The sequence below is a fragment of the Acinetobacter sp. LCT-H3 genome, assembly GCF_001866125.1.
Classification (GTDB): Bacteria; Pseudomonadota; Gammaproteobacteria; order Pseudomonadales; family Moraxellaceae; genus Acinetobacter; species Acinetobacter schindleri.
In genome coordinates this window covers 26,463-42,444 of the sequence record NZ_MODX01000003.1, presented here as the reverse complement: position 1 = coordinate 42,444, position 15,982 = coordinate 26,463, and the positions used below count along the sequence as shown (strand labels likewise).

At 43.3% G+C, this 15,982-nt stretch carries 16 protein-coding genes; 11 read left to right on the top strand and 5 right to left on the bottom strand.

All coding sequences use genetic code 11. The annotated features are described in order from the left end of the window. Nucleotides 1–103 precede the first annotated feature (103 nt). Complete coding sequence (gene map / locus BK820_RS02725) at nt 104–898, top strand: type I methionyl aminopeptidase (protein ID WP_071320027.1); 795 nt, start codon at nt 104–106, stop codon at nt 896–898. Between the two features lie 350 nt (nt 899–1,248). On the opposite strand, the gene BK820_RS02720 is transcribed toward map, so the two are convergent. From BK820_RS02720 to BK820_RS02705, 4 genes are all read right to left on the bottom strand, one after another. Continuing rightward, a complete protein-coding gene (locus BK820_RS02720) occupies nt 1,249–2,148 on the bottom strand; it encodes a LysR substrate-binding domain-containing protein (RefSeq protein WP_071320026.1) in 900 nt (299 codons plus the stop codon). 92 nt (nt 2,149–2,240) lie between these two features. After that, nucleotides 2,241–2,939: an SIR2 family NAD-dependent protein deacylase gene (locus BK820_RS02715; protein WP_071320025.1), complete on the bottom strand. Its 699-nt coding sequence runs from the start codon at nt 2,937–2,939 to the stop codon at nt 2,241–2,243. 17 nt (nt 2,940–2,956) lie between these two features. Beyond that, complete coding sequence (locus tag BK820_RS02710; RefSeq protein WP_071320024.1) at nt 2,957–3,886, bottom strand: alpha/beta fold hydrolase; 930 nt, start codon at nt 3,884–3,886, stop codon at nt 2,957–2,959. 24 nt (nt 3,887–3,910) lie between these two features. After that, on the bottom strand, nt 3,911–4,462 hold the full coding sequence (locus BK820_RS02705) for a PadR family transcriptional regulator (RefSeq protein ID WP_004815788.1): 552 nt from the start codon (nt 4,460–4,462) through the stop codon (nt 3,911–3,913). A 168-nt stretch (nt 4,463–4,630) separates the two neighbouring features. On the opposite strand from BK820_RS02705, the gene BK820_RS02700 reads away from it, so the two are divergent. From BK820_RS02700 to BK820_RS02690, 3 genes are all read left to right on the top strand, one after another. Then, nucleotides 4,631–6,655: an NADPH-dependent 2,4-dienoyl-CoA reductase gene (locus BK820_RS02700; RefSeq protein WP_071320023.1), complete on the top strand. Its 2,025-nt coding sequence runs from the start codon at nt 4,631–4,633 to the stop codon at nt 6,653–6,655. Nucleotides 6,656–6,931: 276 nt separating this feature from the next. After that, nucleotides 6,932–7,336 carry a nuclear transport factor 2 family protein gene (locus BK820_RS02695; RefSeq protein WP_071320022.1) on the top strand — a complete coding sequence of 135 codons (405 nt, stop codon included), beginning with the start codon at nt 6,932–6,934 and terminating at the stop codon, nt 7,334–7,336. Between the two features lie 74 nt (nt 7,337–7,410). Further along, entirely contained in the window at nt 7,411–8,559 is a 1,149-nt protein-coding gene (locus BK820_RS02690; protein WP_071320105.1) for a YheT family hydrolase, read from the top strand. Nucleotides 8,560–8,584: 25 nt separating this feature from the next. Here the strand turns inward: BK820_RS02690 and BK820_RS02685 are convergent, their stop codons facing one another. After that, the gene (locus BK820_RS02685; protein ID WP_071320021.1) at nt 8,585–9,019 is read right to left on the bottom strand and encodes an internalin; all 435 of its coding nucleotides are present in this window, start codon (nt 9,017–9,019) and stop codon (nt 8,585–8,587) included. A 227-nt stretch (nt 9,020–9,246) separates the two neighbouring features. Here BK820_RS02685 and pyrG point away from each other — a divergent pair, with 227 nt between their 5' ends. The 7 genes from pyrG to BK820_RS02650 all read left to right on the top strand — a co-directional run bounded on the left by pyrG (nt 9,247) and on the right by BK820_RS02650 (nt 15,918). After that, the gene (gene pyrG, locus BK820_RS02680) at nt 9,247–10,887 is read left to right on the top strand and encodes a CTP synthase (RefSeq protein WP_071320020.1); all 1,641 of its coding nucleotides are present in this window, start codon (nt 9,247–9,249) and stop codon (nt 10,885–10,887) included. A gap of 30 nt (nt 10,888–10,917) precedes the next feature. Continuing rightward, nucleotides 10,918–11,775, top strand: a complete 858-nt coding sequence (gene kdsA, locus BK820_RS02675) for a 3-deoxy-8-phosphooctulonate synthase (protein WP_071320019.1) — start codon at nt 10,918–10,920, stop codon at nt 11,773–11,775. A 64-nt stretch (nt 11,776–11,839) separates the two neighbouring features. Further along, nucleotides 11,840–13,129: a phosphopyruvate hydratase gene (gene eno / locus BK820_RS02670; protein ID WP_004893069.1), complete on the top strand. Its 1,290-nt coding sequence runs from the start codon at nt 11,840–11,842 to the stop codon at nt 13,127–13,129. A gap of 13 nt (nt 13,130–13,142) precedes the next feature. Beyond that, nucleotides 13,143–13,529 (top strand): septum formation initiator family protein, encoded by a 387-nt coding sequence (locus tag BK820_RS02665; RefSeq protein WP_005222368.1) that lies wholly within the window; start codon nt 13,143–13,145, stop codon nt 13,527–13,529. Further along, on the top strand, nt 13,498–14,211 hold the full coding sequence (gene ispD / locus BK820_RS02660) for a 2-C-methyl-D-erythritol 4-phosphate cytidylyltransferase (RefSeq protein ID WP_004815806.1): 714 nt from the start codon (nt 13,498–13,500) through the stop codon (nt 14,209–14,211). The genes BK820_RS02665 and ispD overlap by 32 nt, the downstream gene beginning before the upstream one ends. Before the next feature lie 101 nt (nt 14,212–14,312). After that, a complete protein-coding gene (gene rodA, locus BK820_RS02655; RefSeq protein ID WP_004815808.1) occupies nt 14,313–15,449 on the top strand; it encodes a rod shape-determining protein RodA in 1,137 nt (378 codons plus the stop codon). Nucleotides 15,450–15,564: 115 nt separating this feature from the next. Further along, nucleotides 15,565–15,918: a hypothetical protein gene (locus tag BK820_RS02650; protein WP_228152954.1), complete on the top strand. Its 354-nt coding sequence runs from the start codon at nt 15,565–15,567 to the stop codon at nt 15,916–15,918. Nucleotides 15,919–15,982: the final 64 nt, after the last annotated feature.

Sequence of the window (15,982 nt, the reverse complement as noted above, 5' to 3'; positions counted from 1 at the left end):
CATGTTTTAAATATACATTTTCCGATCGCTGTTATTGAAGGAATTCACCGCATCTTTCAGAAAAAGGGTCTATAATTCAAGGATTGACCAAGAGGATGAACACATGAGAGCTTCGACGATAAGTCTTAAAACTGAACAGGATATCGAAAAACTTCGTATATCGGGCCGTCTGGCTGCTGAGGTTTTAGCAATGATCGGAGAGCATGTGAAGCCGGGTGTCACGACAGAATATCTGGATGATATCTGTAATGATTTTATTGTGAATAAACTCCAAGTTATTCCGGCGAATGTGGGGTATTACGGTTATACCAAGACTACCTGCATTTCACCCAATGAAGTGGTGTGTCATGGCATTCCATCAGCAACTACCGTATTAAAAGATGGCGATATCATCAATATCGATGTTGCGATTATTAAAGATGGCTATTTTGGTGATACTAGCCGAATGTACTATGTCGGTACGCCTTCGGCTGAAGCAAAAAAACTGGTTGAAACCACTTATGAAACCATGGTTGCCGGGATTCATGCAGTAAAACCGGGTGCAACCTTGGGTGATATCGGTTATGCAATCCAGTCTGTGGCACATCGCGAAGGTTATAGTATCGTACGTGAATACTGTGGTCATGGTATCGGTAAGGTGTACCATGAACAGCCAAACATTTTGCACTATGGTCAACCGGGTCAGGGTCTGGTGCTAAAAAAAGGCATGGTATTCACTATTGAGCCAATGGTGAATCTGGGTAAAGCGCGTGTTAAAGAACTTAAAGATGGCTGGACAGTGGTGACTGCAGATAAATCGTTATCTGCGCAGTGGGAGCATATGGTTTATGTGACTGACACTGGCTTTGAATTGTTATCTCCATGGCCAGAAGGCACGGGCTCTTATTCTGCAATCTAAATAAAAGATAAATCTCTGATTATGAAAACACTGATTTTTAAAAAATCAGTGTTTTTTTTAATTGTAAATGAGCACACACATACGTTTTCAAAACAATACAAAATAGTACGACTTGCAGTGGTGCAAATGAGATTCATTCTCTATATTTATATGAGTTAGATAGATAGGCTGTATCAATCTCTTTTATTTATTAGTGCGCATATAATTTAAGAGATAAGAGAGCGATATATTTTTTGATTTACAGAGTAAATATTGTTACCCCTTAATGCTGTAGTGACTCTGACTAGCTCATCCTCCGTAGATGGGCTTTTTTTTACTTATTATTTTATTTTACTTAGATGCTCATTAATCTAATCATGATGCAGGTGCTCAACCAGATAATCGATAAAGACCCGAACAGCAGGTAACAAGCCACGACGTGACGGATAAACCATATGGAAAATACCATGAGCTGCTTTCCATTCCGGAAGTACACGTACCAGTTCACCACGTTCCACATATTGCTGCACGACGTTATCAGGTAACAGGGTAATACCACAGCCTGAAGTAGCCAGTTGTGCCAGCATGCTTAGATCGGAGCCCAGTACTGTTGGCATAACGCGGATCTTTTTCTGTTGTTGCATATTATTGTGTAATATCAAAAACTGTTCAGTATGTTCATCCGCCATGCTCAGGATTTTATGCTCGGACAATTCTTCCGGATTTTTTAGATGACCAAATTCATTCAGATAGCCCTGACTGGCAAATAGATGTTGTTCGATCTGGTCAAACTGACGGATTACCAGATTTGGATCATCATCCAGACTGGAACGGACGCGTAGGGCAATATCAAAACCTTCATTGATGATATCCACACGACGATTCGTGACCATCATCTGAATTTTGATTTCAGGATATTGTTTCAGGAATGCAGGAAGAATGCGCCCGATTTCGTTTTGTGCAATGGATACTGGCAGGCTGAGTTTAATAATGCCGCGTGGTTCAGTACTGAGATGATCGACCAGATCATGGGCGGCTTGGGCGGCACTGAGCATAACCTGGGCATGACGGTAAATATTCATACCGATATCGGTTACGGCAAAATGACGTGAGCTGCGTTGAATTAGCCGAACACCAAGACGTTCTTCCAGATTATAAACCCGGCGACTGAGTTTGGATTTAGGAATGTCAGTGGCGCGTTCTGCTGCACTAAAGCCACCATGTTCTACGACTTGAGCAAAACAATAAAAGTCATCCAGATCCGTCAGCATGAGTTCATTCCATATACGCAACAATAAAGTGATTAAAGAATTATTGTTGCAATGTGTCAATGCTGACTTTGTCTTTTTATTGACTATCTAGCTTAATTAAGCAGTTTATCTTTCAGATATTGCATGCCTTGGGTAGCAGTCATGGCAATTTTCTCAAACTGAGGAGGTAAGTGCTGCTGATTGGCTTTAGGATCAATATAGTAAGCGCTGCAATTCAATGGAATCTCATGAATCAAGCCAGCAACCGGATAAACCTGCAAGCTGGTGCCAATCACAATAAAAATATCAGTATCCTGCACACAGTCCTGTGCTTCTGCATAAGCAGGTACAGCTTCGCCAAACCACACGACATGCGGACGCAGCGGATAGCCATCCGTACAAAGGTGTTTATTAAGATCCAGTTCAGCTCCATCAATCGGATAAAACTCGGTGGTGTATTGCGCCTTTGGTCCAGACGTTTTTGCCAGCTGGATATTGCCATGCAGGTGAATGACTTTTGAACTTCCAGCACGTTCATGCAGATCATCAATATTCTGGGTAATCACATGTATGTCATAAGCAACCTCCAGTTCAGCAATCAGTTGATGCGCAGCATTGGGTTGTGCAGCCAGAATCTTTTTGCGCCGCTCATTATAGAAGCGCTGTACCAGTTCAGGATCACGTCGCCATGCTTCTGGTGTTGCCACATCTTCTACGCGATGCTGCTCCCAAAGGCCATCACTGTCGCGGAAGGTATTGATTCCGCTTTCAGCACTCATGCCTGCACCAGAAAAGACCACCAGTTTTTTCATTTTGTTTCTTTTTTCCTCTAAGCTGCGTGATTGCTGTGTTTAACACTGGCTTTTAAGAATGCCGCGATTTCCTTGCTAAATTTTACCGGTTCAGTCAAAAGTGGAGTATGCCCGGATTTTTCAAAACGTACCTGTTTGGCATGTGGAATGCTTTGGGCAATCAGGGTTTGACCTTCAACTGGATAAAGTTTGGATTGTGAGCCGCTAAGGAAAGTCACCGGGCATTTGAGTGTCTGAATCGCCGCACGGTAATCTTCTCGATGGTAAAGATAATTATTGATATACCAGGCCATATAGTCGACCCGGTTTGATGGTAATAGCAGACTTTGCAGGCGTGGCTGATTCAGAATCCATTCAAAGGCTTTCAGGCTGTATTTATTGTTATTTTGCAAGCCAATAAACTGCAGCCAAAGTTTGGCAATCTGATGGCGAGTGTTACTGTCCAAATCTTTAATGTATTTTACATTCTGATGTGTTGCCAGTAATTCTGAAATCTGGGTCAGAATAGAAATAAATACCGGATGATGTTCACCAAACAGGCCATAGCTCCAACTGTCATCTACCGGGATTTTTGGGGTCTGGTCAATATGCAGATAAGCAGTGATATGCTCGGCGAAATTAGCATAGTGCATACCATGCATGGCCGTAGTGGCACCCATGGAATATGCAATCACCATCACCTTATCAAGATGTAATTGCTGGATTACCGATTGCACATCCAGCCAGTGACTGGAAATTGCATTCATATCTGGAATCTTGCAATTACTGGAAGCCCCAAAACCGCGCCACTCCGGAATAATAAATCTGAACTGATGCCGATGCGGATAGAGGAAAGCTGCCCATTGCCAGCTCAACATCCCCAGGCCGGACAACACCACTACCGGCTGACCCTGTCCATATTCGCGTACAAAAAGCATTTCGCCATCGGGCATTTTGTAATATGACATCGACTGAGTCCTTATTTTTATATGCTAGCCAGCAGCTGCATTATTAAATTGTTTTAATTTTGGAATCATGATTTCTAACCAGCTAATCCAGCCTACTTCCAGATCGATACCCAGTTGCAGAATCATTTTATGAATATACAGTGTGCGGTTATTTTCGTCAGCTGTTGCAAAATCTTTGGCAAAAATCTGTCGGTAAATATTCAGTTTTTCCCGGTGCAACTCTAGATGCCTTTCCAGTTCTGGCAAGATAGTATTGCTGCCCATTTGGGCTTCAGCACGTAAGCGTACCATCAATTCTTCACGTAGTTGAGCCGGTGGACTTTGTTCCAGCATCCAGTTGGCCAGTTCTTCACGTCCTGGACGTTCTACCTGATAAGTCTTTTTACGTGAACTGCTGTCTTCATCTTCTATGGTAGAAATCCAGCCTTTTTGTAACATGGCATTCAGTTCACGATAGATCTGCTGATGGGTGGCATTCCAGAAAAAGCCCATCGAACGGTCAAAGCGGCGTCCTAACTCAATACCGGTACTTGGTTTTTCCAGTAAACTGGTCAATAGAACATGCGATAAAGACATAAACGTCTCAAGAAAAATGACTCGGGATTATTATGCAACATGTTGCATAAAAATCAATTCTGAACTATAAATTAATGCAACAAGTTGCATAAAAGCTGATGAGTGAGGTGAATTTCACATCAGCCGATATAAAAAATAGCCAGCTGACAGGCACGCTAAGGAGTCGAAATGTCAAAGTATCCGCATTTACTTGCCCCATTAGATCTGGGCTTTACCACATTAAAAAACCGGGTTCTGATGGGTTCTATGCACGTCGGGTTGGAGGAAGCCCCGGGTGGTTATGATCGTATGGCGGCATTCTATGCTGAACGTGCCCAAGGGGGTGTGGCCCTGATTGTGACTGGTGGCATTTCGCCAAATGATCACGGTGTGACTTTCCAAGGTGGCTCTAAGCTCGATACGATAGAAGAAGCTGAGAAGCACAAGGTAATTACTCAAGCAGTGCATGAAGCTGGCGGCAAGATCGCCATGCAGATTTTGCATACCGGACGTTATTCCTATCAGGCTGAAAATGTCGCGCCGTCTGCGATTCAGGCGCCAATCAATCCGGTCAAACCACATGCCCTAACTTCGAGTGAAGTCCAGCAGACTATTGATGATTTTGCCAACTGTGCACGCTTAGCCCAATATGCCGGTTATGACGGTGTGGAAATCATGGGATCGGAAGGCTATCTGATCAATGAATTTATTGCCGCACGTACCAACCATCGTGATGACGAGTGGGGTGGCAGTTATGAAAATCGCATTCGCTTCCCGATTGAAATTGTGCGCCGGACCCGTGAAAGCGTAGGTGAGAACTTTATTATCATCTATCGTCTGTCGATGCTGGATCTGGTCGAAGGTGGTTCAACGCTAGAAGAAGTGATTCAGCTGGCACAGGAAATCGAAAAAGCAGGTGCAACAATTATCAATACAGGGATTGGCTGGCATGAAGCGCGTATTCCAACCATTGCGACCAAAGTGCCACGTGCAGCTTTTACCTGGGTAACTGAAAAGTTAAAAGGTTCAGTCAAAGTTCCTTTAATTACCTCAAATCGTATCAATACTCCAGAAATGGCAGAATATGTCCTGGCTGCCGGTCATGCGGATATGGTTTCCATGGCGCGGCCGATGCTGGCGGATGCCGAATTTGTCGTGAAAGCCGAGCAGGGCCGTAGTGATGAAATCAATACCTGTATTGGCTGTAATCAGGCCTGTCTGGATCATATTTTCTCGATGAAAATTGCGACCTGTCTGGTCAATCCGCGCGCCTGCTATGAAACTGAACTGATTTTCAAAGAAGTGTCTACACCAAAAAATATTGCAGTAATTGGTGCGGGTCCAGCTGGTTTAAGTTTCGCGATTTATGCTGCAGGTCGTGGTCATCATGTCACTGTCTTTGAGGCATCCAATCAGATTGGCGGTCAGTTTAATATTGCCAAAACTGTTCCGGGCAAAGAAGAATTCTACGAAACCATTCGTTACTTTAAACGCCAGATCGAATTGCAACCCCGTATTCAGCTCAAACTGAATCATACAGCGACTTTTGAGCAGCTGCTGTCTTCAGAATTTGATGAAATCGTCGTAGCGACTGGGGTGAATCCACGTCAGCTGGATATTCCGGGCATTGATCATCCAAAAGTGCTGTCTTATCTGGATGTGCTAAAAGAGCGTAAGCCAGTGGGTCAGCATGTTGCCATTATTGGTGCAGGCGGTATTGGTTTTGATACTGCGGAATATTTAAGCCATGAAGGGGAAAGTGGCAGCGTCAATCCGCAGAAATTCTATGATGAATGGGGAATCGATACCGATTATGACAATGTCGGTGGTTTAAAACAGCCAAGTGTAGAACAGCCAAGTCGTGAAATTTACTTGATGCAGCGTAAAGCAAAATCCGTGGGCGCAGATCTGGGCAAAACAACCGGATGGATTCATCGTACAGGTCTGAAACACCGCCACGTAAAAATGATCCCTGGTGTCAGCTATGAAAAAGTGGATGATCAGGGCTTGCATATTACAGTCAACGGTCAGCCAACGTTGCTTGAAGTAGATAATGTCATCATCTGTGCAGGTCAGGAATCTTATACTGCAATGTTTGATGAACTGAAACAGTCAGGCAAGAGCGTGCATCTGATCGGGGGAGCTAAAGAAGCCGGTGAACTGGATGCCAAGCGCGCGATTCGTCAAGGTGCTGAATTGGCAGCGGTGATTTAATAGCTTTCAAGTCCTCTCCCTCTGGGAGAGGATTTAGGAGAGGGTAATTGAATTCTTTACCTCTCCCTGACCCTCTCCTTAAAGGAGAGGGAACTACTTTTAAATAAAATGCTTAAGGAAGTCCCCCTTTGAAAAAGGGGGATTTAAGGGGATTGAAAATATGAAAAATCCCTTCCAACCTCCCTTTCTTGCGCTTCATTTTAAAGCACTGCTTTAAAACTTGCTCAGGGAGGAGCTCTAAATTAAAAAATACGAATAACAAAAAAGGACCCAAAAATGACTCTACAAACCACCAAAGCTTCACTCGCATTCTGGCACGAAATGTTGGAAAGCCGTGACATGAATATTCTGAATGAACTGCTGGCAGATGAAGTAGTATTTCGTTCACCAGTGGCATTTAATCCATACTCAGGTAAGCCTGTAGTCTTTTTTATTCTGACTAATGTGATTCAGGTCTTCGAGAACTTTACGTATCACCGTACTTTCTATTCAGAAGACGGTAACTATGTTGTACTTGAGTTTTCTGCCAATGTGGGGGATAAGAAATTAAAGGGTATCGATATGATTCAGTTCAATGATGAAGGCAAAATTATCGACTTTGAAGTGATGATTCGGCCGAAGTCAGGTCTTGAAGCGCTTGCTGCACAAATGGGACAGCGGATGATGGCCTTCCAAAACTAGTCTGATTCAGGAGCCATCATATAACCCGGCATGAAATTTGTAAGTCACTGAAGGACAACTGGATGGAAAGACAAATGAAAATGTTGATAAAAAAAGTAGTTCAGCTTTCAGGTGAATATTTGGACCGTGTGATTGGTGCGGACACGCCTACTTTATATTACAACCCAAATGGCGTATTTCAGAACCTGATTGATCATTTACCACAATTAAAGCAAAAATACCGTCCTACACCGTGGCTATGCAATGCGCATGCCCATATTCTGTATTTTGACTTGATCAAAAAGAAAACTATCAAACTAAAATATGATGCAATTGAGCAGCTGAACATGTCTGATGGCGGAATCACTGGTATTGCCTGGTATGGACTCGACCTGCCAGTAGATACGCCAACGATTGTTTTACTACATACCATTACCGGTTCACCAGAATCAATGGGTGAGCTGGTCAGAGATCTGCATCTGCACACGGGTTGGCGAGTGGCATTATGTTTACGCCGTGGTCATGCCAATTTACCGATGCCTGTTCCGAAAATGAACCTGTTTGGCTCCACTCAAGATTTACGTGAACAGTTACTTTATATTCAGGATAAATTCCCGCAATCCGAACTATATGGTGTAGGTTCTTCCGCTGGAACAGGTTTGTTGGTGCGCTATCTGGGGGAAGAGGGTGAGCAAACCCCACTCAAAGCAGCTTTTGCACTGTGTCCGGGCTATAACACTGAAAGTGGTTTTGCTTATGTGCATCCATTTTATAGCAAGGTTATGGCTAAAAAATTACTGAAAAAATTTATTCATCCTTATCAGGACACCTGGAAAAATATACCTTCCTGGGAGCAGATTCTTTCCGTTCAAAATCTGGCCGATTTTGAGAAGCTGTATTTTCAGTTGGCTGGCTATGAAGACTATGAAACCTATACCAAGGCCACGAACCCAATTTATGTCTTTGAAAATGTAAAAATCCCATTGATGATTCTGAATGCAGAAGACGACCCAGTCTGTCATATTAACAATCTGCATCCATATAAAGACCGTATCCGTGCCATGCCGAATATTATTGTAGTTACTACGAAAAGGGGCAGTCATTGCGGTTTTTATCAGGGCTTAACCAGAACTGAATCATGGGCTACTCGTCTTATAGCACAGTATCTGAAGCAGCTTTCTATGGCCGCGGCAGAAATAGAAGAAGCAGAACCTGAATACGTAGCATTAAAAAACCCAGCATAAGCTGGGTTTTTTAACTGAAAAATAATCAGTTTTCAAGTGCTGGCGTAGCAGCTGCAATGGCTTCTGCCACAGCATCATCCTCTGACTGTTCTGCACCTGAATTGGTTTTAGGCTTGTATTCAGTCTCAGAATCCTGGGTGTTTGGTGCTTGAGTAGGTTGTGATGCTGCCGGTGCTGTAGCAGGAGTACTTTGAGCAGGTCGAGTTTCACGACGAATTTCAGTTGTGGTATTCGGCGTTTCTTCACGAATCACTTCAACTGTTTCAGGAATTTCTTCAATTAAAGGCTGATCTTGTTCTGCTGGTTCCAGTGTTTCGAAATTCGGCTGTTCTACTGGGGTTGCTTCCGATGCTGCAGCAACTTCAGTCTGTTCCTCTTCCTTTGGAGCTTCTTTCTTTACACATGCAGTAAGTAAAAGTCCGGTTGCAAGCGCGCCACAGATTAAAAGTTTCTTATTCATCATTACTTCATAGGTAAATGTAGAGGGGATTACAATATTATAGCAGTAAATTAGCAGATAGAAATGATCTGAACTTACTCTAATTTTTTATCGGAAATGCTGCTAGAATAGTCAATTGTTTATTGTTCTTTGAATTGATGCGGATTGACTTTGCTTTCTAGGTGCAAGGTAAAGTAAAATTGCGCAACATTGCAGGCCTATTTAGGCTCGATTGTACGAGAAACCCAATGACCCATTTTATTTTCGTTACTGGTGGTGTTGTATCATCACTAGGTAAAGGTATTTCAGCTGCTTCTGTTGCTGCACTTTTAGAAGCCCGTGGTTTAAAAGTGACCATGGTAAAAATGGATCCATACATTAATGTCGATCCGGGGACCATGAGCCCATTCCAACATGGTGAAGTTTTTGTTACAGAAGACGGTGCTGAAACAGACTTAGACTTGGGTTACTACGAACGTTTCTTACGTCGTGCGAAAATGACCAAACTGAATAACTTCACATCAGGTCGTGTTTACCAGGATGTTCTGAATAAAGAACGCCGTGGTGACTACCTGGGTGGTACTGTGCAAGTTATTCCACACATTACTGATAATATTAAAGAACGTGTACTTCGCGCTGGTGAAGGTTATGACGTTGCGATCGTTGAGATCGGCGGTACAGTAGGTGACATTGAATCTCTCCCATTCATGGAATCTGTACGTCAGTTAATGGTTGAACTTGGTCACAAGCGCACGATGCTTATGCACTTAACGTTACTCCCATACATTAAGTCTGCAGCAGAATTAAAAACCAAACCAACACAGCATTCTGTTAAAGAACTTCTGTCGATTGGTATTCAGCCAGACATTCTGATCTGTCGTACTGAACACGATGTTGATGCAGATACTACGCGTAAAATTGCACTGTTCACTAACGTTGAAGCACGTGCAGTCGTCGTGTGTAAAGATGCGCGTACGATTTATCAGATTCCACGTACTTTCTATGAACAAAATGTTGACGATTTAATCTGTGAACGTTTTGGTTATAACGACCTTCCTGAAGCTGACTTAACAGATTGGGATAACGTTGTAGAAGCTTTACTGAATCCTGAATACACAGTGCGTGTTGCAATGGTCGGTAAATACGTTGAACTTCCAGATGCATATAAATCTGTGAATGAGGCACTTTTACACGCAGGGATTCAAAATCGCGTTAAAGTTCAGATCGACTATGTTAATGCTGAAGAGCTTGAAAGTCAGGATGTAAGCGAAGTACTGAAAGATGCTGACGCGATCCTGGTTCCAGGTGGTTTCGGTGAACGTGGTACTGAAGGCAAGATGCAGGCAATTAAATACGCCCGTGAAAATGGCGTACCGTTCCTGGGCATCTGCTTGGGTATGCAGTTGGCAGTAATTGAATATGCACGTAACGTTGCCGGTATTGCTGACGCAACCTCGACTGAATTCAACCGTTCAACCAAATCTCCATTGATTGGTCTGATCACTGAATGGTTAGATGAGCGTGGTGAAGTGCAACAGCGTTCTGTAGATTCTGACCTTGGCGGTACAATGCGTCTAGGTGCACAGAAGTCTGAACTGGTACCAGGAACCAAGACTGCTGCTGTGTACGGTTCTGATGAAATCATCGAACGTCACCGTCACCGTTACGAAATGAACAACCGTTATATCCCAGTGCTGGAAGAGAAAGGCATGAAGATTTCTGGTTATTCACCAGTACAACATTTAGTAGAAACTGTTGAAATTCCTGAACATCCTTGGTTTATTGCGGTACAATTCCATCCGGAATTTACAAGTTCACCACGTGATGGTCATCCATTATTTGCTGGCTTTATCGACGCTGCGAAAAAAAAGCATCAAAAAGCGCAATAATCGGTGTCAGGACACAACTAGGAAGTTTAAATGTCGCAGTTAAAACCACAAGAGATTGTATGTTTAGGCGATATACAAATGGCAAATCATTTGCCATTTGTACTATTCGGCGGGATGAACGTACTCGAGTCCAAAGACTTGGCTTTTGAAATTGCAGAAACTTATGTAGATATCTGTAAACGTTTGGGAATCCCATACGTATTCAAGGCAAGTTTTGATAAAGCCAACCGTTCAAGTTTGAACTCTTTCCGTGGCCCAGGTCTGGAAAAAGGTCTCGAGTGGTTAGCGGACATTAAAAAACACTTTAATGTGCCGATCATTACCGATGTACATGAGCCGTATCAAGCGGCTCCTGTGGCAGAGGTTGCCGACATTATTCAGTTGCCAGCTTTCTTAAGTCGTCAGACTGGCCTGGTTGAAGCAATGGCAAAAACTGATGCTATTATCAACATCAAGAAAGCCCAGTTCCTTGCTCCACATGAAATGCGCCACATTCTGCACAAGTGTCTGGAAGCAGGAAATGACAAACTGATTCTTTGTGAACGTGGTTCAGCATTTGGCTATAACAATCTGGTTGTAGACATGCTGGGCTTCGACATCATGAAAGAGATGAATGTCCCGGTGTTCTTTGACGTTACCCATGCGCTGCAAACTCCGGGCGGTCGTGCTGACTCTGCTGGTGGTCGTCGTGCCCAGATCACGACACTTGCACGCGCGGGTATGGCAACAGGTCTTGCAGGCCTGTTCCTGGAAGCACATCCGGATCCGGAAAAAGCCAAGTGCGATGGTCCTTGCGCATTGCGCCTGTCACAGCTTGAGCCTTTCCTGGCGCAGCTGAAAGAATTAGATACCTTGGTCAAAGGTTTCGCAAAGCTAGATACACATTAATTCAATACACATTGATGCGTCTTTTTTGACGCATCATTTTTATTAATCAACTGAGGAATAGTTCATGAGTCAAATCGTTGACATTCGTGCACGTGAAATTTTGGACTCTCGTGGTAATCCAACCATCGAAGCAGACGTTATCTTAGCATCTGGCGTAGTTGGCCGTGCATGTGCACCATCTGGTGCTTCAACTGGTTCTCGTGAAGCTTTAGAACTTCGTGATGGCGACAAGGCACGTTACCTGGGTAAAGGTGTTAAAACTGCGGTTAACAACGTAAACACTTTGATCCGTGAAGCTTTGGTTGGTAAATCAGTATTTGAACAAAAAGACATCGATAACACGATGATCGCTTTAGATGGTACTGAAAACAAAGAAAAACTAGGTGCAAACGCAACTCTGGCAGTTTCGCTTGCTGCTGCACGTGCTGCGGCTGAAGAAAAGAAAATCCCACTTTTCCAATACATCGCAGACCTTCGTAACAACAGCATTCTGACAATGCCTGTTCCAATGATGAACATCCTGAATGGTGGTTCACATGCGGACAACAACGTTGACATTCAAGAGTTCATGATTGAGCCTGTAGGTTTCACTTCATTCTCTGAAGCACTTCGCGCTGGCGCTGAAATCTTCCATTCACTTAAATCAGTACTTAAAAAACAGGGTTTAAATACTGCTGTTGGTGATGAAGGTGGTTTTGCTCCGAACTTACGTTCAAACGAAGAAGCGATCACTGTTATTCTTGAAGCAATTGAAAAAACTGGCTACAAAGCGGGTTCTGACATCATGCTTGCGCTTGACTGTGCGTCTTCAGAATTCTACAAAGATGGTCAGTACATTCTTGCAGGTGAAGGCAATAAAGCATTCACAAGCAACCAGTTCTCTGACTACCTTGCAGGTCTGGTAAATCAGTACCCGATTATCTCGATTGAAGATGGTCTGGATGAATCTGACTGGGAAGGCTGGTCTTACCTGACTTCGATTCTGGGTGACAAGATCCAGCTGGTTGGTGATGACCTGTTCGTTACGAATCCTAAGATTCTGCAACGTGGTATCAACGAGAAAGTAGGTAACTCTATTCTAATCAAGTACAACCAGATCGGTACTTTGACTGAAACTTTAGATGCAATCTACCTTGCAAAAGCAAACGGTTACTCTACTGTAATTTCTCACCGTTCAGGTGAAACTGAAGATTCAACTATTGCGGATCTTGCAGTAGGTACAGCAGCAGGTCAAATCAAGACTGGTTCACTTTGCCGTTCTGACCGTGTAGCGAAATATAATCAATTACTTCGTATCGAAGAATTGACTAATGCTGCATATCGCGGTAAAGCTGAATTCAAAGGTTTGAACTAAGCGATTATCGTTGATGTTAAATGTATTCGACTCTTTGATGAGTAAAGTACTGTTGGGCCTTGCGATCCTTATGATCGCAGGGTTTCAATATTTATACTGGTTTGGTGAGGGTGGCTATCAAGACCATCAGGCACTGACACAGAAAATACAACAACAAGTAGAACTGAATGAAGAGCTGAAAGAGCGCAACCGTGTGCTGGCAGCTGAAGTTTATGATCTGAAAAATGGTGATCAAGCCATTGAAGAACATGCACGTCTGGATCTGGGTTTAATTAAGCCGCATGAGACTTTTGTGCAGATGAGTACCATCAGTACCCAATATAAACCGATTTATCTCGATCAAAATTCTAAAGTAGACCTGCGTACCAATGAGTCAGCTGAAAATTCAAGCACACCATAAATTATGGGCTATCATTCCAGCTGCAGGTTCGGGTAGCAGATTCTCTAAAACAGAACTAAAGCAATATCAAATGATTCAGGAGCGTACTGTTCTTGAACATACGGTTGCACGTCTGAATCAACTTCCGCTGACCGGTTATGTGCTGGCGATCGGTAGTCAGGATGATGTTGCTATAACCTTGCCATTTTCTAATCAGGATAAAGCCCATTTTTGTGCCGGCGGTACAGAGCGGGTCAATTCTGTCCTCAATGCCTTAGCTTACCTAACTGAAATCACTTCAGAAGAAGATTGGGTATTGGTACATGATGCGGCACGTCCATGTGTCAGTCAAAATGCATTGATTGATCTGGTCAATACGGCGACTGAAACTGATCAAGCTGCTATTTTGGCAATTCCAGTCCGCGATACCTTAAAGCGCGTCGTACAAGGTCAGGATATCGAAACTACAGTAGACCGTTCGACTCTCTGGCAGGCTCAAACACCACAAATGGCCAAACTAGGCCGGTTAAAATATGCTATCGAACAGGCATTACAAGATGGTGCCAATATTACCGATGAAGCCAGTGCACTTGAGCATGTAGGTGAAACCGTACGTGTAGTTCAGGGGCGATCTGATAATCTCAAAATTACCTATCCGGATGACCTGGAACTGGCTCGTCTGATTCTGGCAGCACAAGCCTAAATTTATTTGAAGAAATACATAATAAATAGAGCACTGGCGATCAATTCTCCGCTGCTTTCACTTATAATTTCGCCATTGTTAGTTTTGAACCTTTTGTCACAATGATACCTTCACAGCAGTATCGTTTTTTACGACAATCCGCACGTGATGGATTGAGTATAAAACACGATTCCTCAAGATGGACCAAGCTACATCTGGACCCGTGGTTGCTATGCTTCCTGTTACTGAATGCTGCCTTGGGGTTGATGGTAGTTTATAGTGCGACCTCTGAAAACTCAGGCATGGTGATCCGTCAGGCGATCAGTTTTGGTGTCGGTTTTGTGGTGATGTTTATCTGTGCGCAGGTTCCGCCAAAAGTGTATCAAGCCGCCAGCCCGTATTTTTATGCCTTCGGGATCTTTATGCTATTGCTGGTCTTTGTGATTGGGGAAAGGCGACTCGGAGCAACACGCTGGATTACTTTGCCGGGCGTGGGAAGTATGCAGCCGAGTGAAGTGATGAAATTTGCGATGCCACTGATGATGGCCTGGTACTTCGCGCGTAAGCCATTTCCACCGAAGTTTATGCATATTGTTGGTGCCTTGATTTTACTGGGTATTCCTTTTGTGCTTGTAGCATTGCAGCCTGACTTGAATATCGGTCTGGTGATTCCGGGGATCTTTGTTTTATTTTTGAGTGGTATGTCCTGGCGCTTGATTGGCGGTGCAATGGCAGCATTAGCTGTGGTCGCACCATTAATGTGGATGTTCCTGTTACAGGAATATCAGAAAAAACGTGTCCTGACGCTATTTGATCCTGAATCAGATGCACTCGGTGCAGGCTGGAATATTATCCAGTCTAAAATCGCCATTGGTTCTGGAGGAATGACTGGCAAAGGTTATTCGCAAGGGACACAGTCACATCTGGGTTATCTGCCAGAGCATCATACTGACTTTATTATGTCGACTTATGCCGAAGAATTTGGCTTTATCGGTGTATTTTTATTATTTAGTCTGTTTACCGCTATTATTATTCGTTGCTTGATGATCGGAATGAACAGCTTTCATAACTTTGGCCGTCTATATGCGGGTGCTACAGGTCTAACCTTTTTCTTTTTCGTATTCCTGAACTCAGGCATGGTGAGTGGTATCCTTCCAGTGACAGGCGACCCATTACCACTGATGAGTTATGGCGGAACCGCTGTGATTTCTTTGCTCGCCGGTATGGGTATTGTGATGTCAATCCATACCCATCGCTAAATAATAGGAGAAAAGAAAAAGCCAGATTTATTCTGGCTTTTTTATTGCTTGAGATTTTATGTTATAAATATTCAATAACTTAGATAAATAACTATATTTGCATATTGGGGACAAGATGAAGAAGTTAATGTTGGTGATTGGACTTGTAGGATTGTCAGCAACTATATGGGCAAAGCCATTGAGTTCAGCGGAATTTAAATCTCAAGTTAAGCAGCATTATGATGCATTAGAAGTGAAACAGGCTGCACTCAATGTGTCGGTGGATCGTCGCGAGCATCCAGCAATTATGATTGCTAAAACATGTGAATATTCTAAAGGTCTAAAACAGCTTAAGCACTTTTCCGAACAAAATCTGCATCTGGCTGAAGCCAAGGATGAACTGCAATTTGTTCATTTATTGGATACAAGCTTTAATCAGTCCTTCATTGATTTGGGTACTACTTATGAAATGGGGTGCCTAAAACGGTAGGGGGTGAATTCTACCTATACGGTTCACAAAGGCTCTAAAGACGCTTTAAAAATGGCATTTTTAT

Excerpts from the sequence above, each read along its gene's own strand:
- BK820_RS02715 (WP_071320025.1), bottom strand. The coding sequence starts at position 2,939 with ATGAAAAAACTGGTGGTCTTTTCTGGTGCAGGCATGAGTGCTGAAAGC.
- eno (WP_004893069.1), top strand. The coding sequence starts at position 11,840 with ATGAGTCAAATCGTTGACATTCGTGCACGTGAAATTTTGGACTCTCGT.
- pyrG (WP_071320020.1), top strand. The coding sequence starts at position 9,247 with ATGACCCATTTTATTTTCGTTACTGGTGGTGTTGTATCATCACTAGGT.
- BK820_RS02710 (WP_071320024.1), bottom strand. The coding sequence starts at position 3,886 with ATGTCATATTACAAAATGCCCGATGGCGAAATGCTTTTTGTACGCGAA.
- BK820_RS02685 (WP_071320021.1), bottom strand. The coding sequence starts at position 9,019 with ATGAATAAGAAACTTTTAATCTGTGGCGCGCTTGCAACCGGACTTTTA.
- BK820_RS02650 (WP_228152954.1), top strand. The coding sequence starts at position 15,565 with ATGAAGAAGTTAATGTTGGTGATTGGACTTGTAGGATTGTCAGCAACT.
- BK820_RS02665 (WP_005222368.1), top strand. The coding sequence starts at position 13,143 with ATGTTAAATGTATTCGACTCTTTGATGAGTAAAGTACTGTTGGGCCTT.
- BK820_RS02720 (WP_071320026.1), bottom strand. The coding sequence starts at position 2,148 with ATGCTGACGGATCTGGATGACTTTTATTGTTTTGCTCAAGTCGTAGAA.
- BK820_RS02690 (WP_071320105.1), top strand. The coding sequence starts at position 7,411 with ATGAAAATGTTGATAAAAAAAGTAGTTCAGCTTTCAGGTGAATATTTG.
- BK820_RS02705 (WP_004815788.1), bottom strand. The coding sequence starts at position 4,462 with ATGTCTTTATCGCATGTTCTATTGACCAGTTTACTGGAAAAACCAAGT.
- ispD (WP_004815806.1), top strand. The coding sequence starts at position 13,498 with ATGAGTCAGCTGAAAATTCAAGCACACCATAAATTATGGGCTATCATT.
- BK820_RS02695 (WP_071320022.1), top strand. The coding sequence starts at position 6,932 with ATGACTCTACAAACCACCAAAGCTTCACTCGCATTCTGGCACGAAATG.
- map (WP_071320027.1), top strand. The coding sequence starts at position 104 with ATGAGAGCTTCGACGATAAGTCTTAAAACTGAACAGGATATCGAAAAA.
- kdsA (WP_071320019.1), top strand. The coding sequence starts at position 10,918 with ATGTCGCAGTTAAAACCACAAGAGATTGTATGTTTAGGCGATATACAA.
- rodA (WP_004815808.1), top strand. The coding sequence starts at position 14,313 with ATGATACCTTCACAGCAGTATCGTTTTTTACGACAATCCGCACGTGAT.
- BK820_RS02700 (WP_071320023.1), top strand. The coding sequence starts at position 4,631 with ATGTCAAAGTATCCGCATTTACTTGCCCCATTAGATCTGGGCTTTACC.